We start from the raw sequence: 22423 nt of genomic DNA, 5'->3' as shown, positions 1-22423 counted from the left end.
GAGAAGAGGAGGATTTTATGAAAGCAAGCATTGCCTTGCAAGTCTTGCCCCTATCACAGGGGATTGATCGAATTGCTATTATCGATCAAGTGATTGCTTATCTGCAAGCTCAGTCCGTGACTATGGTGGTGACACCCTTTGAAACGGTCTTGGAAGGGGAGTTGGATGAGCTCATGCGCATTCTCAAAGAAGCGCTTGAAGTGGCCGGGCAGGAGGCAGATAATGTCTTTGCCAATGTCAAAATAAATGTAGGAGAGATTTTAAGTATTGATGACAAACTTGAAAAGTATACTGAGACGACACATTAGTCTATTGGGTTTTCTAGGAGTCTTGTCAATCTGGCAGTTAGCGGGCATATTCAAACTTTTACCCAAGTTTATCCTGCCAACTCCTCTTGAGATTCTCCAGTCCTTTGTTCGTGACAGAGAATTTCTCTGGTACCATAGCTGGGCGACCTTGAGAGTGGCTTTACTAGGTCTAGTTCTAGGAGTCTTGATTGCCTGTCTTATGGCGGTGCTCATGGATAGTCTGACTTGGCTCAATGACTTGATTTATCCTATGATGGTGGTTGTTCAGACCATTCCGACCATTGCCATAGCGCCTATCTTGGTCTTGTGGCTAGGCTATGGGATTTTGCCCAAGATTGTCTTGATTATCCTGACGACAACCTTCCCTATCATCGTCAGTATTTTGGACGGTTTTAGGCACTGTGACAAGGATATGCTGACCTTGTTTAGTCTGATGCGAGCAAACCCTTGGCAAATCCTGTGGCATTTTAAAATCCCAGTCAGTCTGCCTTACTTTTATGCAGGTCTGAGGGTCAGTGTCTCCTATGCCTTTATCACAACAGTGGTATCTGAGTGGTTGGGAGGCTTTGAAGGACTAGGTGTCTACATGATTCAGTCAAAGAAACTGTTTCAGTATGACACCATGTTTGCCATTATTATTCTGGTGTCGCTTATCAGCCTTCTCGGTATGAAGTTGGTCGATATCAGTGAAAAATATGTGATCAAATGGAAACGTACTTAAATAGAGCGTTTTAGAAAAAGAAAAGAGGAAATGAAAATGAAGAAAACATGGAAAGTGTTTTTAACGATTGTAACAGCTCTTGTAGCTGTCGTACTTGTGGCTTGTGGTCAAGGGACTGCTTCTAAGGACAACAAAGAAGCAGAACTCAAGAAAATTGACTTTATCCTAGACTGGACACCAAATACCAACCACACAGGGCTTTATGTTGCCAAGGAAAAAGGTTATTTCAAAGAAGCTGGAGTGGATGTTGACTTGAAATTGCCACCAGAAGAAAGTTCTTCTGACCTAGTGATCAATGGCAAGGCACCATTTGCTATCTATTTCCAAGACTACATGGCTAAGAAATTGGAAAAAGGGGCAGGGATTACTGCCGTTGCCGCTATCGTTGAGCACAATACATCTGGAATCATCTCACGTAAATCTGACAATGTCACCAGTCCAAAAGACTTGGTTGGGAAGAAATACGGAACTTGGAATGACCCGACTGAGCTTGCTATGTTGAAAACCTTGGTGGAATCTCAAGGCGGAGACTTTGAGAAGGTCGAAAAAGTACCAAACAACGATTCAAACTCGATCACACCGATTGCCAACGGTGTCTTTGACACTGCTTGGATCTACTACGGTTGGGACGGTATTCTTGCCAAATCTCAAGGTGTAGACGCCAACTTCATGTACTTGAAAGACTACGTTAAAGAGTTTGACTACTATTCACCAGTTATCATCGCAAACAACGACTATTTGAAAGACAATAAAGAAGAAGCTCGTAAAGTCATCCAAGCCATCAAAAAAGGCTACCAATACGCTATGGAACACCCAGAAGAAGCTGCAGATATCCTCATCAAGAATGCCCCCGAACTTAAGGAAAAACGCGACTTTGTCATCGAATCTCAAAAATACTTGTCAAAAGAATACGCAAGCGACAAGGAAAAATGGGGACAATTTGACGCAGAACGCTGGAATGCTTTCTACAAGTGGGATAAAGAAAATGGTATCCTCAAAGAAGACTTGACTGACAAAGGCTTCACCAATGAATTTGTGAAATAATGACAGAAATTAGACTAGAACACGTCAGCTATGCCTATGGCGATGAAAAGATTTTAGAAGATATCAACCTGCAGGTGGCTTCGGGTGAAGTGGTTTCTATCCTAGGTCCAAGTGGTGTAGGCAAGACTACCCTCTTTAATCTAATCGCTGGAATTTTAGAAGTCCAGTCGGGAAGAATTGTCCTTGATGGAGAGGAGAATCCCAAGGGGCGCGTGAGTTATATGTTGCAAAAGGATCTCCTCTTGGAGCATAAGACAGTCCTTGGCAATATCATCCTGCCCCTCTTGATTCAAAAGGTGGATAAGGCGGAGGCCATTGCCCGAGCGGATGACATCCTTGCGACCTTTCAGCTGACTGCTATACGAGATAAGTATCCTCATGAACTCAGTGGTGGGATGCGTCAGCGTGTAGCCTTACTCCGCACCTACCTTTTCGGGCACAAGCTCTTTCTCTTGGACGAGGCTTTTAGTGCCTTGGATGAGATGACCAAGATGGAACTTCACGCTTGGTATCTGGCGATTCACAAACAGCTGGAGTTGACGACCTTGATCATCACCCACAGCATTGAGGAAGCCCTCAATCTAAGTGACCGTATCTATATCTTGAAAAATCGGCCTGGACAGATCGTCTCTGAAGTCAAACTAGATTGGTCTGAAGATGAGGACAAGGAAGTTCAAAAGATTGCCTACAAACGTCAAATCTTGGCAGAATTAGGCTTAGATAAGTAGAAAAATAGGGAGTTGGTGAAGATTATCCTTTACCAGCGCTCTTTTTCTTTTAAAAATGAGAAAATTTCGGTATAATAGTCAAAGATAGTCAAGGTTCAAAGAAGGAGTTTGATTTACTATGAGATTTAAAAATACATCAGATCATATCGAAGCCTATATCAAGGCAATTTTAGACCAAGCTGGTATCGTGGAATTGCAGCGGAGCCAGTTGGCAGATACCTTTCAGGTTGTGCCAAGTCAGATCAACTATGTCATTAAGACACGTTTTACTGAAAGCAGAGGTTACTTAGTTGAGAGTAAGCGTGGTGGCGGAGGCTACATTCGCATCGGACGGATTGAGTTTTCCAATCATCATGAGATGCTCCGCGATTTGCTTTACTCGATTGGTGAGCGAGTTAGTCAGGAGATTTATGAGGATATTCTCCAGCTTTTGGTGGAGCAGGACTTGATGACCAAGCAGGAGATGACCTTACTGACTTCTGTAGCAACAGATCGTGTTCTAGGGGAGGAATCCTCAGTTGTCCGTGCCAATATGCTCCGACAGCTATTACAAGAGGTAGATAGAAAAGAGAAGTAAGATGAATTATTCAAAAGCGTTGAATGAATGTATCGAAAGTGCCTACATGGTTGCGGGCCATTTTGGAGCTCGATATCTAGAGTCTTGGCATTTGTTAATTGCCATGTCCAATCACAGTTACAGTGTGGCAGGTGCGACTCTAAATGATTATCCTTATGAAATGGACCGTTTAGAAGAGGTTGCGTTAGAACTGACTGAAACGGACTATAGCCAAGACGAAACCTTTACGGAATTGCCTTTTTCCCATCGTTTGGAGGTTCTCTTTGCAGAAGCAGAGTATGTGGCCTCAGTGGTCCATACTAAGGTGCTAGGGACAGAGCATGTCCTCTATGCGATTTTGCATGATGGCAATGCCTTGGCAACTCGTATCTTGGAGAGAGCAGGCTTTTCTTATGAAGACCAGAAAGATCAGGTCAGAATTGCTGCTCTTCGTCGCAATCTAGAAGAGCGTGCTGGATGGACAAGAGAAGACCTTAAGGCATTGCGTCAGCGCCACCGTACCGTGGCAGATAAGCAAAATTCCATGGCCAATATGATGGGCATGCCTCAGAATCCAAGTGGCGGTCTAGAGGACTACACGCATGACCTGACAGAGCAAGCGCGCTCTGGCAAGTTAGAGCCAGTTATCGGTCGTGACAAGGAAATCTCACGTATGATTCAGATTTTGAGTCGGAAGACCAAGAACAATCCTGTCTTGGTTGGAGATGCTGGTGTCGGGAAAACAGCTCTGGCTCTTGGACTTGCCCAGCGTATTGCTAGTGGGGATGTACCTGCGGAAATGGGCAAGATGCGCGTTTTGGAGCTTGATTTGATGAATGTTGTTGCGGGAACACGTTTCCGTGGAGATTTTGAAGAACGCATGAACAACATTATCAAGGATATCGAGGAAGATGGTAAGGTAATCCTCTTTATCGATGAACTCCACACCATCATGGGTTCTGGAAGTGGTATTGACTCTACTCTGGATGCGGCCAATATCTTGAAGCCAGCCTTGGCTCGTGGAACTTTGAGAACGGTTGGTGCAACCACTCAGGAAGAATACCAAAAACACATCGAAAAAGACGCAGCTCTTTCTCGTCGTTTTGCCAAAGTGACCATTGAAGAGCCAAGTTTAGCTGACAGCATGACCATTTTGCAAGGTTTGAAGGCTACCTATGAGAAACACCACCGTGTGCAAATCACAGATGAAGCTGTCGAAACAGCTGTTAAGATGGCGCATCGTTACTTGACTAGTCGTCACTTGCCAGACTCTGCTATCGATCTATTGGATGAGGCGGCAGCAACAGTGCAAAACAAATCCAAGCATGTGAGAATGGACGAATCGGACTTGAGTCCAGCTGACAAGGCCTTGATGGATGGCAAGTGGAAACAAGCAGGCCAGCTAATCGCAAAAGAACAAGAATTGCCTGTCTATAAAGACTTGGTGACAGAATCCGATATTTTGACCACCTTGAGTCGCTTGTCAGGTATCCCAGTCCAAAAGCTGACGCAAACAGATGCTAAGAAGTACCTGAACTTGGAAGCAGAACTGCATAAACGCGTCATCGGACAAGATCAAGCTGTTTCAAGTATTAGCCGTGCCATTCGCCGTAATCAGTCAGGTATTCGTAGTCACAAGCGTCCGATTGGTTCCTTTATGTTCCTAGGGCCGACAGGAGTCGGTAAGACCGAATTGGCCAAGGCTCTGGCAGAAGTCCTCTTTGATGACGAATCAGCCCTTATTCGCTTTGATATGAGTGAGTATATGGAGAAATTTGCGGCTAGCCGTCTCAATGGAGCTCCTCCGGGTTATGTGGGCTACGAAGAAGGTGGGGAGTTGACTGAGAAGGTTCGCAACAAACCATACTCCGTTCTTCTATTTGACGAGGTAGAAAAGGCCCACCCAGATATCTTTAATGTTCTCTTGCAGGTTCTGGACGACGGCGTCTTGACAGATAGCAAGGGGCGCAAGGTTGATTTTTCAAATACCATTATCATCATGACGTCAAACCTTGGTGCGACGGCTCTTCGTGATGACAAGACGGTCGGCTTTGGGGCCAAGGACATTCGTTTTGACCAGGAAAATATGGAAAAACGAATCTTTGAAGAGTTGAAAAAAGCTTATCGACCAGAGTTTATCAACCGTATTGATGAAAAGTTGGTCTTCCATAGCTTAGATAGCGAACACATGCAGGAAATTGTCAAGATTATGGTGAAACCATTGATTGCTAGCCTCGCTGAGAAGGGCATCGACTTGAAACTGCAAGCTTCAGCGTTGAAGTTACTAGCAAGTCAAGGATATGATCCAGAAATGGGAGCTCGCCCACTTCGCAGAACCCTGCAAACAGAAGTGGAAGACAAGCTAGCAGAACTCCTTCTCAAGGGAGAACTAGTAGCAGGCAAGACCCTCAAGATAGGTGTTAAAGCTGGTCAATTAAAATTTGATATTGCTTAAAAATGGAGAGTCAGGAGCAATCCTGATTCTTTTTTTTGCTACTTTTTTATAAAAAATGATAAAAAACTATTGACAAAACAAAAATATAGTATATAATAAAAACATAGAAAATAAAAATATCAAAAATTATAAAAAGGTAAAACGTTTATGAAAAAGAAAACAGCAGTGGTATTTGGGACCTTTGCCCCTCTCCATCAAGGGCATATCGATCTGATTCAGCGAGCGAAGCGTCAGTGTGACCAGGTCTGGGTAGTCGTTTCAGGCTACGAGGGAGACCGAGGGGAGCAGGTAGGTTTAAGTCTTCAAAAACGATTTCGCTATATCCGAGAGGCTTTTTGTGATGACGAATTGACCTCTGTCTGCAAGCTGGATGAGACCAACCTTCCCCGTTACCCTATGGGCTGGCAGGAGTGGTTGGACCAGATGTTAGCAGAGATTTCCTATGATGAAAACCAGCAAGAACTGACTTTTTTTGTAGGAGAAGCAGACTACCAGCAAGAGCTAGCTAAACGTGGATTTGGCACCGTCTTGAAAGAAAGAAAGTTTGGTATCTCAGCGACTATGATTCGAGAAAATCCAAGCAAATATTGGAAATACATCGCTCAACCCTTCCGTCGTCAGTTTACCAAGAAAGTGTTGATTATGGGAAGTGCTAGCAATGGGAAGACCACTCTGGCCAAGGATTTGGCAAGGTATTACGATGCACCCGTTAGTCTGGAATACGCGCGTGAGTACCAGATCAAAAACAATGTCCGCGACGATGAATTGACTCCAAAGGATTACTACTATCTCCTGTTGGGACAGTATGACCAGACCTCCAAGTTAATCGATAGCAATGCCAATCGAGGTCTAGTGATAGCCGATACCAACTCCTTGGTAACCAAGGGTTACTATGACTATTATATGGAGACTGAGGACCAAGGGGACTTATCAGGAGAAACCTTTGACAATCTCTTTGTTTCAATCTTAGCTAAGGAAAAATGGGACTTGATTCTCTTTGTGCAGCCTGTCGGTTCCTATGTCAATGACGGATTTAGAGATATGACCATGGCAGAAGACCACATTCGCTACAGTTTTTCCCAGCATTTGGATCAGATGAGAGAGCGATATTTAACCACCATCCCACTAGTTTATCTAGCTGAGGATTATCTAGGTAATTATGAAGCAGCAAAAGTGGCTATCGATGCTATTTACCAAGCAGATTAGGAGAAAATTATGAAAACAGTAACTAAAAAAATCACACAATTTATCGAAAACTTTAACAATGTCCATGCCGAAGCCCGTAAGATTGGTTTTGCAGGAATCATGCGCTTGCTATGGAAAGATCTCTTTGTAGGCCGTAGCCTTTTCCAGTGGTTGTATCTCATCGCCTTGTCGAGTGTTCCCTTGATCTTGGAATTCACTCAAAATACGGAAAGCCATGACTGGTTGAGCTTGTTTGCATCCTGGACTGGGATTGTCTGTGTTATCTTGGTAGCAGAAGGGCGTGCAAGCAACTATCTCTTTGGGGCTATTAACTCGGCTATCTACTTGATCTTGGCCATGAATGCGACTTTTTATGGTGAAGTTTTAACGACTGTTTACTTCTTTGTCATGCAGCCGATTGGTCTCTATGCTTGGTTGTCCAATCGTATCAACGACCAAGGGAAACCAGAAGAATCCCACTTTGAAGCTAAGAAATTATCTGTTCTTGACTGGCTCAAGTACTTGGCCTTGACTGCTATTATCTGGATTGGTATGGGCTTGGCTTACCAAAGTATCAATAGCGCTCGCCCTTTCCGTGATAGTGTTACAGATGCGACTAATGGTGTTGGTCAGCTCTTGATGACACGTCTCTACCGTGAGCAATGGATTTTCTGGATTGCAACCAATCTCTTTAGTATTTATCTCTGGTGGGGTGAAAATATCCACATTCAAGGGATGTACTGGGTTTACACACTCAATAGTCTAGTGGGTTGGTACCAATGGACTAAGGCAGTTCGAAAGGAGGCATAAGATGGCAGACATAAAGATTCCAGAAGGAATGACGGAAAAAGAATATTATGAAATCCATGCCAGTCAGGAGGAGTTTTTAGACTGGTACTACAAGCAGGAACTCCCTCAATATGAAAAACCAAGTGTGACAGTGGATATGGTAGCCTACTGCTTTGTCGAAGGAAAGATCAAGCTTCTGCTGATTCGTCGCAAGGCCCACCCTTATCAGAACTGTTTAGCCTTAGTCGGAGGCTTTATGGACAAGGGAGAAGATGCTGCACATGCCTGTCAGCGCGAGGTGAGAGAAGAAGTCAATCTCAATCTACCTTTGGAGAAAATCGAGCAATTGATGACGGTATCGACCCCCGGTCGTGACCCCCGGGGCTGGACAGTGACCATTGCCCACTTAGTGTACCTACCTAGTCGTGCCTTAGACCTCGTTCAGGCAGGTGACGATGCCAAGGATGTGGTTTTTGTAGATGTCGATTTTCAGACAGGCAAATGCTACCTTGAGGGAGTGGAGCTGGACGAGCAAGCCTTCGCCTTTGACCATTATGCCATTATTCAAGAGTCCATCAAACGTATCCAAGGCCGTCTCGATTGGAATCCGACCTTCCTTTATCTGCTGGAGGAGGAGTTCACTGTCTACGAGGGGACTGAACTGGTCAATCTCATCAACCCCGGTCGCCCAATCGTCAGCAATAACTTTCTCGTAAAATACGGCGAATATGTAGAAGAAGTCGGACTCAAACGAGTACCCAAAAAGAAACCAAGAAAAACCTATCGATTGAAATAAAAAGTGAGGTCGGGACAAAGTTCCCGACCTCTTTATTTATCATCATTTTTTATGAATGGCTATCTTTCTTAGGATTACTCAATATGTGAGTAAAGAAGTCTTTGTATCGATACTTGAGATAGTTCTCATGCAAAAATAACAAGGCGATGTAGACAATCATAAAGATTGTAGTCAGATAGAAGACATCAAATGCAGTTCGCGCATAGTAAGTGGCTGATTGATAAGAGGCAATAGCTCCCAAAATCAACCAAGGAAGATACTTGTAATACTTATTTAGCATAAGAGCATACCTCCTATATTCTATTTCAATGTTATTATATTCCTTTATCTAATGCAATGCAAGCGATTACACAAAGATGATGTAAAAATAGGACTCTAATTTTAAAAATTTTCTAGTTTTTCGTTTCAATTACGAATAGAGATAGTAGAGAGAATAATTTTTAACATAGTTTCTCTAAATAGTTGACAGATTCAAAGTCTAATGTTACAATTATATTACAAAAAGATTTCTTAACGTTTCAAAAATGTTACAAAGGAGTAGAAAAATGAAAAAGAAAACCTATATCAAATTGATGGCAGCGACTGTATTGGCTTCTACCTTGCTACTGGGAGCTTGTGGAAATAAAAACGAAACCACTCAAACCAGCAGCTCTGCAAAGACAAGCCAATCATCAAGTTCCAAAGCAGCATCTTCTAGCAAAGAAAGCAAGACACAAAAATCTTCAAGCTCAGCTTCATCTGAAAAGGCTCAGGCATCTTCTGGTCAGTCTTCTACAACGGCAGATCAGTCACAAGCGAAACCAGCACCTGAATCAAGACAAGAACAAGCAGCTCCTAGTCAACAAGCCCCATCTCAGGCACCTTCAACTCAGCAAGGTTCTCAAGCCCAGTCTAACCAGTCAGGCTATGATCCAACAACTGACCGCCAACTTCAAGACAAGCAAGCAGAACACAACAAACGCTACAAGGGTGTTTTAACCATGGTCGATGGTGATTTCTCAGCAGCTGCAGGCAACTGGAAGGGAGCAAACGGCGAAACTATTACGGTTTCATCAGGGGGCCAATTTACAGTAGAAACTGCAGATGGAAAGAAAGAAAACTATTCTATCAGAGGCTACTCTTACACCCTTGATGATGGTAAGTATAATGCCAAAATCGGTGGCGGAAAAATCATTCAAATTACAACAGGTGCGGATGGTAAAGTTTCGAGCGTTGCCTTGATTCAATAATAGTATCTAGGTTTTCCTAGGAACTAAAAAACCGTAAACTCAAGCGAGTTACGGTTTTTTGTATATTATGCTTTGTCTAATTGCAAGAGAGTTTCAATCTCTGCTAGGGTGTTAGCTTGTGAAATGGCTCCACGAAGTTTGGCAGCGCCAGATGTTCCCCGGAGATAGTGAGGAGCGAGGCCGCGGAATTCACGAACGGCTACGTTTTCTCCTTTGAGGTTAATCAAGCGTTTCAAGTGCTCGTAGGCGATTTTCATCTTGTCTTCAAATGTCAAGTCAGGGAGAATTTCTCCTGTTTCAAAGTAGTGGTTGATTTGATTGAAGAGGTAGGGATTTCCCATGGCTGCGCGACCAATCATGACAGCGTCAGCCCCGACTTCTTCGATACGCTGTTTGGCTTCTTGGACCGTACGGATGTCACCATTTGCGATAAATGGAATCTTGGTCAAAGCTTGAGCAACCTTGTGAAGAGTCTCAAGGTCTGCGTGACCTGTGTACATTTGTTCACGGGTACGGCCATGCATAGCGAGGGCAGAGACACCTGCAGCCTCTGCAGCGAGGGCATTCTCCACGGCTAGGGATGGATCAGACCAGCCTGTACGCATTTTGACAGTGAGGGGGATATCAAGGACAGATTGGACCTTGTTGATAATAGAGTAGATCTTGTCTGGGTCCTTGAGCCACATAGCGCCAGCCTCGTTCTTCACGATTTTGTTAACTGGGCAGCCCATGTTGATATCGACGATATCGGTCTTGGTGTTTTCTTGGATGAATTCTGCTGCGCGAGCGAGACTGTCTTCATCACTACCAAAAAGTTGGATAGAAACCGGATTTTCGCCTTCATCGATATGAAGCATGTGCAGGGTTTTTTCGTTGTTGTATTGGATTCCCTTGTCAGAGACCATTTCCATGACAACGAGTCCAGCTCCGAGCTCTTTTGCGATGGTACGAAAGGCTGAGTTGGTGACGCCAGCCATGGGTGCTAAAACGGTACGATTGGGAATCTCAACATTGCCAATCATAAAAGGTGTATTAAGATTTGTCACGAATGAGTTCCTCCAGGTCGTTTTCATCAAAGTTATAAGTTGTTTGGCAGAATTGACAAGTGATTTCTGCCCCGTGGTCTTCCTCTTTCATTTCCTCAAGATCTGAATTTGGAAGGCTGGCAAGAGCGTTCATAAAACGGTCTTTGCTGCAGTCACATTGGAAGCGGATTTCTTCTTCAGATAGGCGTTTGTAAGATTCGTCACCGTAGATAGCCTTGAGAAGAGCTTCGATATGGTCATCGCTTTCCAGAAGTGTTGAGATAGCTGGCATTTCTTGGATGCGTTTTTCAAAGTGAGCAATCTCTTCTTCCTTGGCCCCTGGCAATGCTTGGAGAAGGAAACCTCCGGCAACTTCGACCTTGTCGTCTTTGTCTAAAAGAACATTGAGGCCGACTGCTGAAGGAGTTTGTTGGCTTTCTGTCAGGTAGTAGGCTAAGTCTTCACCGATTTCCCCAGAGATGAGGGGAGTCATGGAGTTGTAGGGATTTCCAGTACCGTAGTCTGTGATAACGAGAAATTGGCCATTGCCGACAAAAGGTCCGACAAGGACTTCACCAGTTGCAGTCTTTTTGATGTCAACACCTGGATTTTGAACGTAGCCTTTGACGTTTCCCTTGGTATCTGCAACCGTGATGATGGCACCAAGAGAGCTGGTTCCAAGAACTTTAACAGTTAGTTTGGTATTTCCTTTTTCATTGGCTGCGAGAATTTGGCTAGCGATAAGGGTACGGCCAAGTGCAACAGTTGAACTGGCTTGGGTTTGATGTTTTTCTTGAGCAGTGCGGACGGTTTCAGTGCTATCAAGGACAAAAGCACGAAAGGCTCCGCTTTCTGATATTGTTTTAATAATTTTATCCATAACTACTATTTTAGCATAAAAATGCCCAAAGGGGGAGTCGTGTGTTTGCTGTTTCTTAGGAATAATGAAGAGGAAATCAGCTTTAAAATAAAATGAGAAACAGAATATTTCAGCATTTGAAAGATTTATGCTATGCTTGTAGGAGAAAATGAAAGGGGTAACAAATGTATTTAGGTGATTTGATGGAAAAAGCAGAATCTGGTCAATTTTTAGTCCTTTCCTTTCTATTACAAGATTCGCAGACAACAGTCAAGAAAGCCATGGAAGAAACAGGTTTTTCAAAAGCAACCTTAACCAAGTACATTTCTCTGATTAACGAAAATGCCTGGGAAAGAGGACTAGAGCTGACCATCCACTTGGAAGATGAAAATCTGCGTTTGTCGATGGGTGCAGCTACCAAGGGGAGAGAGATTCGGAGCTTGTTTCTAGACAATGCCATTAAGTACCAAATTTTGGTTTACCTTCTCTATCACCAACAGTTTCTAGCTCATCAGTTGGCTCAAGAATTGATGATTAGCGAGGCCACGCTTGGTCGCCACTTAGCTAGTCTAAATCAGATTTTGTCAGAGTTTGACTTATCCATCCAAAATGGCCGTTGGCGAGGTCCGGAGCATCAGATTCGCTATTTCTATTTCTGTCTTTTCCGCAAGATTTGGTCCAGTCAGGAGTGGGAAGGTCACATGCAGAAAGCTGAGAGAAAACAAGAGATTGCCAGCTTAGAAGAAATCTGCGGTGCTAGCTTGTCTTCAGGTCAGAAATTGGACTTGGTTCTCTGGACTCACATCAGTCAACAGCGCCTTCGGGTCAATGCCTGTCAGTTTCAAGTCATAGAAGAAAAAATGCGGGGATATTTTGACAATATTTTCTACCTTCGTTTACTGAGAAAGGCTCCGTCCTTTTTTGCTGGGCAACACATCCCTCTAGGAACTGAGGATGGTGAGATGATGATATTCTTTTCATTTCTCCTTTCCCATCGTATCTTGCCCCTTCATACTATGGAGTATATCCTTGGTTTTGGAGGGCAGTTAGCCGATTTGCTGACGCAATTGATTCAAGAGATGAAGAAGGAGGAGCTGCTGGGGGACTACACAGAGGACCATGTCACCTATGAACTGAGTCAGCTTTGTGGTCAAGTTTATCTCTACAAAGGCTATATCTTGCAAGATCGATACAAGTATCAGATAGAGCATCGCCACCCTTATTTGCTGATGGAGCATGACTTTCGAGATATTGCTCAGAAAATTTTCGCCTCCTTGCCAGTCTTTCATCAGGGGACGGATCTGGATAAGAAAATCCTTTGGGAATGGCTCCAGTTGATAGAGTATATGGCAGAAAATGGTAGCCAACATATGAGGATTGGTCTGGATTTGACATCTGGTTTCCTTGTCTTTTCTAGGATGGCTGCCCTTTTGAAACGGTATTTGGAATACAATCGTTTCATTACTATTGAAGCCTATGATCCCAGTCGACATTATGATTTGCTGATTACCAACAACCCGATTCATAAGAAGGAGCAGACTCCTGTTTATTATTTAAAAAATGATTTAGATATGGAGGATTTGGCGAAGATTCGTCAGATGCTCTTTGCCTAAAAGACCTGAATTTTCAGGTCTTTTTTGTGAAATTCGCACAATCTCCTCACATTTTTTTAAAATTTAAAAAAAATTGATGAACAAGAAAGCGCTTTATTTTGTATACTAGTTACTGTAAAGAGGGATCCCCTCAAGATTTTATCAGGAGGACAGCACATGTCACAAGAAAAATACATCATGGCCATTGACCAAGGAACGACCAGTTCTCGTGCCATCATTTTTAACAAAAAAGGAGAAAAGGTCAGCTCTAGTCAAAAAGAATTCACTCAGATTTTTCCTCAAGCAGGTTGGGTTGAGCACAATGCCAATGAAATTTGGAACTCTGTTCAGTCAGTTATCGCGGGTGCTTTCATCGAAAGTGGTGTGAAACCAAGTCAAATCGAAGCAATCGGGATTACCAACCAGCGCGAAACAACTGTCGTCTGGGATAAGAAAACAGGCCTCCCTATCTATAATGCTATCGTTTGGCAATCACGCCAGACAGCTCCTCTGGCTGAGCAACTAAAAAGCCAAGGTTATGTGGAAAAATTCCATGAAAAGACTGGTTTGATTATTGATGCTTATTTCTCAGCGACCAAGGTTCGTTGGATATTGGACCATGTAGAAGGCGCTCAAGAGAGAGCAGAAAAAGGAGAATTGCTCTTTGGGACCATTGATACTTGGTTAGTTTGGAAATTGACTGACGGTGCGTCTCACGTGACGGACTACTCAAATGCGGCTCGTACCATGCTCTATAACATTAAAGAACTCAAATGGGATGATGAGATTTTAGAAATCCTCAACATTCCGAAGGCTATGCTTCCAGAAGTTCGTTCTAACTCTGAAATCTACGGCAAGACTGCTCCATTCCATTTCTACGGTGGGGAAGTGCCAATTTCAGGTATGGCTGGTGACCAACAGGCAGCCCTCTTTGGACAGTTGGCCTTTGAACCTGGTATGGTTAAGAATACTTATGGAACAGGTTCTTTCATCATTATGAACACTGGTGAAGAAATGCAGTTGTCTGAAAATAACCTCTTGACAACCATTGGTTATGGAATCAACGGCAAGGTTTACTATGCCTTGGAAGGTTCTATCTTCATCGCAGGAAGTGCCATTCAGTGGCTTCGTGATGGACTTCGCATGGTTGAAAATTCACCAGAGTCTGAAAAATATGCTCTCAATTCTCACAACAATGACGAAGTTTATGTCGTACCTGCCTTTACAGGTCTAGGTGCTCCATATTGGAACCAAAATGCTCGTGGTTCGGTCTTTGGCTTAACTCGTGGAACAAGCAAAGAAGACTTTATCAAGGCAACCTTGCAATCTATCGCTTATCAAGTACGTGACATCATTGACACCATGCAAGTGGATGCGCAGACAGCTATCCAGGTCTTGAAGGTGGATGGTGGTGCAGCCATGAACAACTTCCTCATGCAGTTCCAGGCTGACATTTTGGGAATCGATATTGCCCGTGCTAAAAACTTGGAAACAACTGCCCTAGGTGCAGCCTTCCTGGCAGGATTGTCAGTGGGTTACTGGAAGGACTTGGATGAGTTGAAACTCTTGAATGAGACAGGAGAACTCTTCGAACCATCGATGAACGAATCTCGTAAGGAACAACTTTATAAGGGCTGGAAGAAGGCTGTGAAAGCAACGCAAGTCTTTGCGGAAATCGATGACTAATACTGGAAGAATAAAGCGACTCAGTTAGAAAGTGTGTAAATATGGAATTTTCAAAGAAAACACGTGAATTATCAATTCAAAAAATGCAGGAACGTACCTTGGATCTCTTGATTATTGGTGGGGGGATTACAGGAGCTGGTGTAGCCTTGCAGGCGGCAGCTAGTGGTCTTGACACTGGTTTGATTGAAATGCAGGACTTCGCAGAAGGAACATCTAGCCGTTCAACAAAATTGGTCCACGGAGGTCTGCGTTACCTCAAACAATTCGACGTGGAAGTAGTGTCAGATACAGTTTCTGAACGTGCAGTAGTCCAACAAATCGCTCCACACATTCCAAAACCAGATCCAATGCTCTTGCCAGTTTACGATGAGGATGGAGCGACCTTTAGCCTTTTCCGTCTCAAAGTAGCCATGGACTTGTACGACCTATTGGCAGGTGTTAGCAACACGCCAGCTGCTAACAAGGTCTTGAGTAAGGAAGAAGTCTTGGAACGCCAGCCAAACTTGAAGAAAGAAGGCTTGGTAGGAGGTGGGGTTTATCTTGACTTCCGTAATAACGATGCGCGTCTCGTGATTGAAAACATCAAACGTGCCAACCAAGACGGTGCTCTCATTGCCAACCATGTGAAGGCAGAAGGCTTCCTCTTTGACAAAAGTTGCAAGATTACAGGTGTTGTAGCTCGTGATTTGTTGACAGACCAAGTCTTTGAAATCAAGGCCCGTCTGGTGATTAACACAACAGGTCCTTGGAGCGATAAGGTACGTAATTTGTCAAATAAGGGAACCCAATTCTCACAAATGCGTCCAACTAAGGGAGTTCACTTGGTAGTGGATTCAAGCAAGATCAAGGTTTCACAGCCAGTTTACTTTGATACAGGTTTGGGTGATGGGCGCATGGTCTTTGTTCTCCCACGTGAAAACAAGACTTACTTTGGTACAACGGATACAGACTACACAGGCGATTTGGAACATCCAAAAGTGACGCAGGAAGATGTAGATTATCTACTTGGTATTGTCAACAACCGCTTCCCAGAAGCCAATATCACCATTGATGATATCGAAAGCAGCTGGGCTGGTCTTCGTCCATTGATTGCTGGAAACAGTGCCTCTGACTATAATGGCGGAAATAACGGAACCATTAGCGATGAGAGCTTCAATAGCTTGATTGCGACTGTCGAGGCTTATCTATCGAAAGAAAAAACGCGTGAAGATGTTGAGTCTGCTGTCAGCAAGCTTGAAAGCAGCACATCTGAGAAACATTTGGACCCATCTGCAGTTTCTCGTGGTTCGAGCTTGGATCGTGATGATAATGGTCTTTTAACCCTTGCTGGTGGTAAAATCACAGACTACCGTAAGATGGCTGAAGGAGCTATGGAGCGAGTGGTTGACATCCTCAAAGCCGAATTTGACCGTAGTTTTAAACTCATCAACTCGAAGACTTACCCTGTTTCAGGTGGAGAATTGAACCCAGCAAATGTGGACTCAGAAATTGAAGCCTTTGCGCAACTTGGAGTTTCACGTGGTTTGGATAGCAAGGAAGCTCACTATCTAGCAAATCTTTACGGTTCAAATGCACCGAAGGTCTTTGCCCTTGCTCACAGCTTGGAACAAGCGCCAGGACTCAGCTTGGCAGATACCTTGTCCCTTCACTATGCAATGCGCAATGAGTTGGCTCTAAGCCCAGTTGACTTCCTCCTTCGCCGTACCAACCACATGCTCTTTATGCGTGATAGTTTGGATAGCATTGTGGAGCCTGTTCTGGATGAAATGGGACGATTCTATGATTGGACAGAAGAAGAAAAAGCAGCCTACCGTGCGGATGTTGAAGCAGCACTTGCTCAAAATGATTTGGCAGAACTAAAAAATTAAAAAAGGAAAAGAGGTGGAGGGCAGCATTCCTTGTCGCCCACCCCTTCTTTTAAATGGAGACAAAGACATGATGAAAGAATTATTTGGAGAATTTTTGGGGACTTTAATCCTTATCCTCCTAGGAAATGGAGTTGTAGCAGGTGTGGTTCTTCCCAAAACCAAGAGCAACAATTCAGGATGGATTGTGATTACTATGGGATGGGGAATTGCTGTAGCCGTTGCGGCCTTTGTATCTGGCACGCTCAGCCCAGCCCACCTAAATCCAGCTGTGACGTTTGCGATGGCCTTAAAAGGAACGCTCTCTTGGACTTCTGTTTTCCCTTATATTCTAGCCCAATTCGCAGGAGCGATGGTGGCTCAGATTTTGGTTTGGTTGCAATTCAAACCGCATTATGAGGCAGAAGAAAATGCAGGCAATATCCTAGCGACCTTTAGTACTGGACCAGCCATCAAGAACACAGTATCCAACTTGATCAGCGAAATCCTTGGAACCTTTGTTTTGCTCTTGACAATCTTTGCCTTGGGACTCTATGACCTTCAAGCCGGTTTAGGGACCTTTGTAGTAGGAACGTTGATTGTTGGTATCGGCCTTTCACTAGGTGGGACAACGGGTTATGCCTTGAACCCAGCCCGTGACCTTGGACCTCGTATCATGCACAGCATATTGCCAATTCCAAACAAGGGAGATGGAGACTGGTATTATGCTTGGATTCCTGTTGTAGGACCTATTGTTGGTGCGGCCCTAGCAGTTCTCGTATTTTCACTTTTCTAAGATAAAAGAGTGATTGGCAACAGAGTTTGAGATGGAAATCTCAGGCTCTTTTTTGATGGCCAAAACATTAATATTTTAATTTATCTTAAAATAAGCTAAAACCAATTTTTAAGTTATGGTAAACAGTTGAAAAAAAGGTTGATAAAGTGGTAAAATGTTAGGAAGATAAGATGCTAACAATACATACTGATAGTTAATAGAAACAATATATTAATGGATAGCTTATGAAAAGACAACGAAATTTACATGTATTCTTAGGCCGGACGGCTCTATATTTTGTAATCTTGCTTGGTTTGCTTTATTTTTTTAGTTACCTTGGTCAGAGCCAAGGCACCTTTATTTATAATGAGTTCTAGTTTAAAGGAGAAGAGGAACAGTGTCTAATAAACCGATAAAAGATATGATTGAAACGATTGAGCACTTTGCTCAAACGCAACCAACATATCCTGTCTACAATGTTTTAGGTCAAGAACATACTTATGGTGATCTGAAGGCTGATTCGGATAGTTTGGCTGCAGCTATCGACCAACTAGGCTTGCCTGAGAAATCTCCAGTCGTCGTTTTTGGCGGACAGGAATATGAGATGCTGGCTACCTTTGTTGCGCTGACTAAGTCAGGTCATGCCTATATTCCCATCGATAGCCATTCAGCCTTAGAACGAGTAGCTGCTATCGTAGAAGTAGCAGAACCAAGCTTGATTATTGCTATCTCAGATTTTCCATTAGAGCAAACTAGCACACCGATGCTGAATTTAGAGCAAGTCCATGAAGCTTTTGCTCAAGCTTCTAGCTACGAGATGACCCATCCAGTCAAGGGGGATGACAACTACTACATCATCTTTACTTCTGGTACGACTGGTAAGCCTAAGGGAGTGCAGATTTCCCATGATAATCTCCTCAGCTTTACCAACTGGATGATTACAGACAAAGAATTTGCGACGCCCAGTCGTCCGCAAATGCTGGCCCAACCACCCTACTCTTTTGACCTGTCTGTCATGTACTGGGCGCCAACCTTTGCACTAGGTGGTACGCTTTTCGCTCTTCCTTCAGCCATTACTCAGGATTTCAAAAAACTCTTTGCGACAATTTTTTCCTTGCCAATCGCTATCTGGACCTCAACACCGTCCTTTGCAGATATGGCCATGTTGTCAGAAGACTTTAACAGTGAGAAAATGCCAGGAATCACGCATTTCTACTTTGATGGTGAAGAATTGACGGTCAAAACAGCTCAAAAACTGCGCGAGCGATTCCCAAATGCCCGTATTATCAATGCCTACGGTCCAACAGAAGCGACAGTAGCTTTGTCAGCAGTTGCCGTCACTGATGAGATGTTGGCGACTCTCAAACGCCTGCCAATCGGCTATACCAAGGCTGATTCTCCAACCTTTATCATTGATGAGGAAGGTAAGAAAGTTCCAAATGGTGAACAGGGAGAAATCATCGTTTCAGGGCCAGCTGTTTCAAAAGGATATATGAATAATCCTGAAAAAACGGCAGAAGCTTTCTTTGAGTTCGAAGGTCTTCCAGCCTACCACACAGGGGATGTAGGAACCATGACAGATGAGGGCTTGCTTCTCTATGGTGGACGCATGGATTTCCAGATTAAGTTTAATGGTTATCGCATTGAGCTTGAAGATGTCTCTCAAAACCTCAACAAGTCTCGCTTTATCGAGTCGGCTGTTGCTGTCCCACGTTATAACAAGGATCACAAGGTACAAAATCTACTGGCCTATGTCATCCTAAAAGACGGTGTCCGTCAGCAGTTTGAGCGTGATATCGATATTACCAAGGCTATCAAGGAAGACCTAGCAGATATCATGATGTCCTATATGATGCCGTCTAAGTTTCTTTATCGAGATAGTTTGCCACTAACGCCTAATGGTAAAATTGATATCAAGGGCTTGATCAATGAGGTAAACAGCCGATGATGGAGCTTTATAAACAGCTACCTCATTTGGAACCTTATGGTGATCTTCAGTACTTTTTATACGTAATTGCTGCGACTTTACCTATCTTTATTGGTCTTTTTTTCAAGAAACGCTTTGCCTTGTATGAGGTGCTTGTTAGTCTCTTCTTTATCGTCACCATGTTGGTCGGTGGAAAGACGAATCAAATAAGCGCTTTGATCCTTTATGTTATCTGGCAAGTACTTCTTGTATCTTTCTACAAAAGGTACAGGAAAAAGCGGGATAGTAAATGGATATTTTACCTGGTTAGCTTTCTATCCCTATTGCCAATCGTCTTTGTGAAAGTATCTCCTGCTATTCATGGACCTCAATCTTTGTTTGGATTTTTAGGGATTTCTTACTTGACCTTTCGTGCAGTTGGGGTTATCGTCGAGTTGAGAGACGGTGTCATCAAGGATTTAACGATCTGGCAATTCTTGCGTTTTCTTCTTTTTATGCCGACTTTCTCAAGTGGTCCCATTGATCGTTTTAAACGCTTCAATGAAAATTACGAGACCATTCCTGAGCGGGATGAGCTGATGGATATGCTAGAAGAGGCTGTCAAATATATCATGCTTGGCTTCCTCTACAAGTTTATCTTGGCTCACATTTTAGGAGAGACATTATTGCCTCCGCTGAAAAATTTGGCCTTGCAGACAGGTGGTTTCTTTAACCTCTACGCTTTAGCGGTCATGTACACCTTTGGTCTGGAGCTCTTCTTTGACTTTGCGGGCTACTCTATGTTTGCCTTAGCTATTTCAAACTTGATGGGTATTCATAGTCCTATCAACTTTAACAAGCCCTTTTTGTCAAGGGATTTAAAAGAGTTTTGGAATCGCTGGCACATGAGTCTGTCTTTCTGGTTCCGTGACTTTGTCTTTATGCGGATGGTCATGGTGTTGACCAGAAAGAAGGTCTTTAAAAATCGCAATGTCACTTCAAGTGTAGCCTATATTCTCAATATGCTGATTATGGGATTTTGGCATGGTGTGACCTGGTACTACATCGCCTACGGACTTTTTCATGGGATTGGGCTGGTCATCAATGACGCTTGGATTCGTAAGAAAAAAGCGCTCAATAAAGAACGGAAAAAAGCTGGAAACGGTTCCTTACCTGAGAATCGCTGGATTCAGTTGCTTGGCATGGTTGTCACCTTCCATGTCGTGATGGTTTCATTCTTAATCTTTTCTGGATTTTTGAATGATTTATGGTTTAAAAAATAAAAGGATATAAAAAATGGATATCAAATCAGAAGTTATTGAAATTATTGATGAGTTGTTTATGGAAGATGTTTCTGACATGATGGATGAGGATCTTTTTGATGCCGGTGTCTTGGATAGCATGGGAACGGTTGAATTGATTGTTGAGATTGAAAACCGTTTTGACATTCGTGTTCCAGTGACGGAGTTCGGTCGTGATGACTGGAATACGGCTAATAAAATCGTAGCAGGTATTACGGAGTTGAAGAATGCTTAAACGCTTGTGGCTGATCTTCGGACCTATCTTCATTGCTGGATTTTTGGTTCTTCTACTCATCTTTTTTTATCCAGGTACAACAAGCCATAATCTGACGGAGGAAAAATACTCGGCGGCTTCTGTTAGTGCAGAGAGTTTTAAAGAGAGAAGCCAAAAAGTAAGGGCTCTTACGGATCCAAATATGCGTTTTATTCCTTTTCTAGGGTCCAGTGAATGGATTCGATTTGATAGTGTCCATCCAGCTGTTTTAGCAGAAAAATACCATCGTCCCTATCGTCCTTACTTTCTAGGTCAAGCAGGAGCAGCCTCTCTCAATCAATATTTTGGTCTACAGCAAATTTTGCCAGAAATAGAGAATAAGCAGGCTGTATTTGTGATTTCGCCTCAGTGGTTTACGGAGACAGATTATGAACCCGCAGCGTTTCAGAGATTTTTTAACAGTGACCAATTAACAGCTTTTTTGGGAAATCAATCTGGTGACATTGCTGCAAAGCATGCGGCTATTCGATTGTTAAAGCAGAATCCTAATGTTGCATTGAAAGGCATTGTTCAAAAACTGTCAAAGGGTGAAGAATTATCAGATGTTGATCAGGTTGCTATTGATATTTTTGCGCGATTCAACGAAAAACAATCCGCTCTCTTTGGACAATTCTCCATTCGAGGACAACTCAAGTACAAGGAACACGTGGAGAACTATTTAAAAGATCTTCCGGATCAATTTTCTTATGATGAGTTAGAAAAAATTGTTCGTAAGGACGCAGAAGCAAATACGTCCAATAACGATATGGGGATGGAAAATCATTTCTATACGAGAGAGATTCAAAAGGATTTAAAAAAATGGGAAGGGTATCAAAAAAATTACAACTTCCTCAAGTCCTCTGAATACAATGATTTGCAGCTGGTCCTCAATCAATTTGCTAAGTCGAATGTCAATGTGCTCTTTGTCATTCAGCCGGTTAACAAGAAGTGGATGGAGTACACAGGGCTCAGCGAAGAGATGTATCAACATGCAGTGGAGAAAATTCGTTACCAATTAGAAAGTCAGGGTTTTACCAATATTGCTGATTTTTCAAAAAATGGAGGGGACCCTTATTTTGTTAAGGACACCATTCATCTAGGATGGTTAGGTTGGCTGGCTTTTGATAAGGTTGTCAATCCTTTCTTGACGGATCCGAAACCAGCTCCAGACTACAAGATGAATGACCGCTTCTTTAGCAAAGACTGGGCGACCTATGATGGGAACATCAAAGATTTCAAATAAAATGGTCTAAAGGTTTGGGATTTAAACCCAAGCTTTTTTGTTTAAATGGCGAATATTTAAGATGAAAATAGGTCAAAAGTTTCAAAATTTTTAGAAATAGCGTATAATATAAAAGAGAAAAAGAAAAG

22 protein-coding genes are annotated in these 22423 nt (G+C 43.1%); 19 read left to right on the top strand and 3 right to left on the bottom strand.

Features of this window, described 5'->3' with window-relative positions:
* Positions 1–17 precede the first annotated feature (17 nt).
* From HMPREF2853_RS01970 to HMPREF2853_RS01930, 9 genes are all read left to right on the top strand, one after another.
* Positions 18–308 carry a thiamine-binding protein gene (locus HMPREF2853_RS01970; protein ID WP_002880743.1) on the top strand — a complete coding sequence of 97 codons (291 nt, stop codon included), beginning with the start codon at positions 18–20 and terminating at the stop codon, positions 306–308.
* Entirely contained in the window at positions 271–1029 is a 759-nt protein-coding gene (locus HMPREF2853_RS01965) for an ABC transporter permease (protein ID WP_161800219.1), read from the top strand. The genes HMPREF2853_RS01970 and HMPREF2853_RS01965 overlap by 38 nt, the downstream gene beginning before the upstream one ends.
* 36 nt (positions 1030–1065) lie before the next feature.
* Entirely contained in the window at positions 1066–2073 is a 1008-nt protein-coding gene (locus tag HMPREF2853_RS01960; protein WP_049501306.1) for an ABC transporter substrate-binding protein, read from the top strand.
* The gene (locus tag HMPREF2853_RS01955) at positions 2073–2801 is read left to right on the top strand and encodes an ABC transporter ATP-binding protein (protein WP_049501307.1); all 729 of its coding nucleotides are present in this window, start codon (positions 2073–2075) and stop codon (positions 2799–2801) included. The genes HMPREF2853_RS01960 and HMPREF2853_RS01955 overlap by 1 nt, the downstream gene beginning before the upstream one ends.
* Positions 2802–2919: 118 nt before the next feature.
* Complete coding sequence (locus tag HMPREF2853_RS01950) at positions 2920–3378, top strand: CtsR family transcriptional regulator (RefSeq protein WP_001211252.1); 459 nt, start codon at positions 2920–2922, stop codon at positions 3376–3378.
* A 1-nt stretch (position 3379) separates the two neighbouring features.
* Positions 3380–5812 carry an ATP-dependent Clp protease ATP-binding subunit gene (locus HMPREF2853_RS01945; protein ID WP_001109664.1) on the top strand — a complete coding sequence of 811 codons (2433 nt, stop codon included), beginning with the start codon at positions 3380–3382 and terminating at the stop codon, positions 5810–5812.
* Between the two features lie 147 nt (positions 5813–5959).
* Complete coding sequence (locus HMPREF2853_RS01940) at positions 5960–7018, top strand: AAA family ATPase (RefSeq protein WP_070534684.1); 1059 nt, start codon at positions 5960–5962, stop codon at positions 7016–7018.
* A gap of 9 nt (positions 7019–7027) precedes the next feature.
* Complete coding sequence (gene pnuC, locus HMPREF2853_RS01935; protein ID WP_070534682.1) at positions 7028–7807, top strand: nicotinamide riboside transporter PnuC; 780 nt, start codon at positions 7028–7030, stop codon at positions 7805–7807.
* A gap of 1 nt (position 7808) precedes the next feature.
* On the top strand, positions 7809–8582 hold the full coding sequence (locus tag HMPREF2853_RS01930; RefSeq protein ID WP_070534679.1) for an NUDIX domain-containing protein: 774 nt from the start codon (positions 7809–7811) through the stop codon (positions 8580–8582).
* A 49-nt stretch (positions 8583–8631) separates the two neighbouring features.
* Here HMPREF2853_RS01930 and HMPREF2853_RS01925 read toward each other — a convergent pair whose 3' ends face one another.
* Positions 8632–8862, bottom strand: a complete 231-nt coding sequence (locus HMPREF2853_RS01925; RefSeq protein ID WP_070534677.1) for a hypothetical protein — start codon at positions 8860–8862, stop codon at positions 8632–8634.
* Between the two features lie 265 nt (positions 8863–9127).
* On the opposite strand from HMPREF2853_RS01925, the gene HMPREF2853_RS01920 reads away from it, so the two are divergent.
* Positions 9128–9811 (top strand): hypothetical protein, encoded by a 684-nt coding sequence (locus HMPREF2853_RS01920; protein ID WP_000730907.1) that lies wholly within the window; start codon positions 9128–9130, stop codon positions 9809–9811.
* 65 nt (positions 9812–9876) lie between these two features.
* On the opposite strand, the gene dusB is transcribed toward HMPREF2853_RS01920, so the two are convergent.
* Entirely contained in the window at positions 9877–10857 is a 981-nt protein-coding gene (dusB, locus tag HMPREF2853_RS01915; RefSeq protein ID WP_070534675.1) for a tRNA dihydrouridine synthase DusB, read from the bottom strand.
* Complete coding sequence (hslO, locus tag HMPREF2853_RS01910; protein ID WP_070534673.1) at positions 10844–11716, bottom strand: Hsp33 family molecular chaperone HslO; 873 nt, start codon at positions 11714–11716, stop codon at positions 10844–10846. The genes dusB and hslO overlap by 14 nt, the downstream gene beginning before the upstream one ends.
* Positions 11717–11880: 164 nt before the next feature.
* On the opposite strand from hslO, the gene HMPREF2853_RS01905 reads away from it, so the two are divergent.
* From HMPREF2853_RS01905 to dltD, 9 genes are all read left to right on the top strand, one after another.
* Positions 11881–13308, top strand: a complete 1428-nt coding sequence (locus HMPREF2853_RS01905) for an AcpB/EbpR/MafR family transcriptional regulator (RefSeq protein ID WP_070534670.1) — start codon at positions 11881–11883, stop codon at positions 13306–13308.
* A 156-nt stretch (positions 13309–13464) separates the two neighbouring features.
* Positions 13465–14973, top strand: a complete 1509-nt coding sequence (glpK, locus tag HMPREF2853_RS01900; protein ID WP_070534668.1) for a glycerol kinase GlpK — start codon at positions 13465–13467, stop codon at positions 14971–14973.
* A 41-nt stretch (positions 14974–15014) separates the two neighbouring features.
* Positions 15015–16841: a type 1 glycerol-3-phosphate oxidase gene (gene glpO, locus HMPREF2853_RS01895; protein WP_070534666.1), complete on the top strand. Its 1827-nt coding sequence runs from the start codon at positions 15015–15017 to the stop codon at positions 16839–16841.
* A gap of 67 nt (positions 16842–16908) precedes the next feature.
* Positions 16909–17613 (top strand): MIP/aquaporin family protein, encoded by a 705-nt coding sequence (locus tag HMPREF2853_RS01890; protein ID WP_070534664.1) that lies wholly within the window; start codon positions 16909–16911, stop codon positions 17611–17613.
* Positions 17614–17837: 224 nt separating this feature from the next.
* Positions 17838–17969 carry a teichoic acid D-Ala incorporation-associated protein DltX gene (locus HMPREF2853_RS01885; protein ID WP_070534662.1) on the top strand — a complete coding sequence of 44 codons (132 nt, stop codon included), beginning with the start codon at positions 17838–17840 and terminating at the stop codon, positions 17967–17969.
* A 20-nt stretch (positions 17970–17989) separates the two neighbouring features.
* The gene (gene dltA / locus HMPREF2853_RS01880) at positions 17990–19540 is read left to right on the top strand and encodes a D-alanine--poly(phosphoribitol) ligase subunit DltA (RefSeq protein WP_070534660.1); all 1551 of its coding nucleotides are present in this window, start codon (positions 17990–17992) and stop codon (positions 19538–19540) included.
* Positions 19537–20781: a D-alanyl-lipoteichoic acid biosynthesis protein DltB gene (gene dltB / locus HMPREF2853_RS01875; RefSeq protein ID WP_070534657.1), complete on the top strand. Its 1245-nt coding sequence runs from the start codon at positions 19537–19539 to the stop codon at positions 20779–20781. The genes dltA and dltB overlap by 4 nt, the downstream gene beginning before the upstream one ends.
* 13 nt (positions 20782–20794) lie before the next feature.
* On the top strand, positions 20795–21034 hold the full coding sequence (gene dltC, locus HMPREF2853_RS01870) for a D-alanine--poly(phosphoribitol) ligase subunit DltC (RefSeq protein ID WP_000351968.1): 240 nt from the start codon (positions 20795–20797) through the stop codon (positions 21032–21034).
* Entirely contained in the window at positions 21027–22295 is a 1269-nt protein-coding gene (gene dltD, locus HMPREF2853_RS01865) for a D-alanyl-lipoteichoic acid biosynthesis protein DltD (RefSeq protein WP_070534655.1), read from the top strand. The genes dltC and dltD overlap by 8 nt, the downstream gene beginning before the upstream one ends.
* Positions 22296–22423: the final 128 nt, after the last annotated feature.

The sequence above is a fragment of the Streptococcus sp. HMSC077F03 genome (assembly GCF_001812375.1).
Taxonomy (GTDB): domain Bacteria; phylum Bacillota; class Bacilli; order Lactobacillales; family Streptococcaceae; genus Streptococcus; species Streptococcus oralis_S.
This window is presented reverse-complemented; position numbering and strand designations above follow the sequence as displayed.

Coding starts and splice junctions, on each gene's coding strand:
- dltC (WP_000351968.1), top strand. CDS start 20,795: ATGGATATCAAATCAGAAGTTATTGAAATTATTGATGAGTTGTTTATG.
- HMPREF2853_RS01955 (WP_049501307.1), top strand. CDS start 2,073: ATGACAGAAATTAGACTAGAACACGTCAGCTATGCCTATGGCGATGAA.
- HMPREF2853_RS01885 (WP_070534662.1), top strand. CDS start 17,838: ATGAAAAGACAACGAAATTTACATGTATTCTTAGGCCGGACGGCTCTA.
- HMPREF2853_RS01945 (WP_001109664.1), top strand. CDS start 3,380: ATGAATTATTCAAAAGCGTTGAATGAATGTATCGAAAGTGCCTACATG.
- HMPREF2853_RS01905 (WP_070534670.1), top strand. CDS start 11,881: ATGTATTTAGGTGATTTGATGGAAAAAGCAGAATCTGGTCAATTTTTA.
- HMPREF2853_RS01930 (WP_070534679.1), top strand. CDS start 7,809: ATGGCAGACATAAAGATTCCAGAAGGAATGACGGAAAAAGAATATTAT.
- HMPREF2853_RS01970 (WP_002880743.1), top strand. CDS start 18: ATGAAAGCAAGCATTGCCTTGCAAGTCTTGCCCCTATCACAGGGGATT.
- HMPREF2853_RS01940 (WP_070534684.1), top strand. CDS start 5,960: ATGAAAAAGAAAACAGCAGTGGTATTTGGGACCTTTGCCCCTCTCCAT.
- HMPREF2853_RS01920 (WP_000730907.1), top strand. CDS start 9,128: ATGAAAAAGAAAACCTATATCAAATTGATGGCAGCGACTGTATTGGCT.
- HMPREF2853_RS01965 (WP_161800219.1), top strand. CDS start 271: ATGACAAACTTGAAAAGTATACTGAGACGACACATTAGTCTATTGGGT.
- HMPREF2853_RS01950 (WP_001211252.1), top strand. CDS start 2,920: ATGAGATTTAAAAATACATCAGATCATATCGAAGCCTATATCAAGGCA.
- HMPREF2853_RS01960 (WP_049501306.1), top strand. CDS start 1,066: ATGAAGAAAACATGGAAAGTGTTTTTAACGATTGTAACAGCTCTTGTA.
- dltB (WP_070534657.1), top strand. CDS start 19,537: ATGATGGAGCTTTATAAACAGCTACCTCATTTGGAACCTTATGGTGAT.
- dltD (WP_070534655.1), top strand. CDS start 21,027: ATGCTTAAACGCTTGTGGCTGATCTTCGGACCTATCTTCATTGCTGGA.
- glpO (WP_070534666.1), top strand. CDS start 15,015: ATGGAATTTTCAAAGAAAACACGTGAATTATCAATTCAAAAAATGCAG.
- HMPREF2853_RS01890 (WP_070534664.1), top strand. CDS start 16,909: ATGATGAAAGAATTATTTGGAGAATTTTTGGGGACTTTAATCCTTATC.
- hslO (WP_070534673.1), bottom strand. CDS start 11,716: ATGGATAAAATTATTAAAACAATATCAGAAAGCGGAGCCTTTCGTGCT.
- glpK (WP_070534668.1), top strand. CDS start 13,465: ATGTCACAAGAAAAATACATCATGGCCATTGACCAAGGAACGACCAGT.
- HMPREF2853_RS01925 (WP_070534677.1), bottom strand. CDS start 8,862: ATGCTAAATAAGTATTACAAGTATCTTCCTTGGTTGATTTTGGGAGCT.
- pnuC (WP_070534682.1), top strand. CDS start 7,028: ATGAAAACAGTAACTAAAAAAATCACACAATTTATCGAAAACTTTAAC.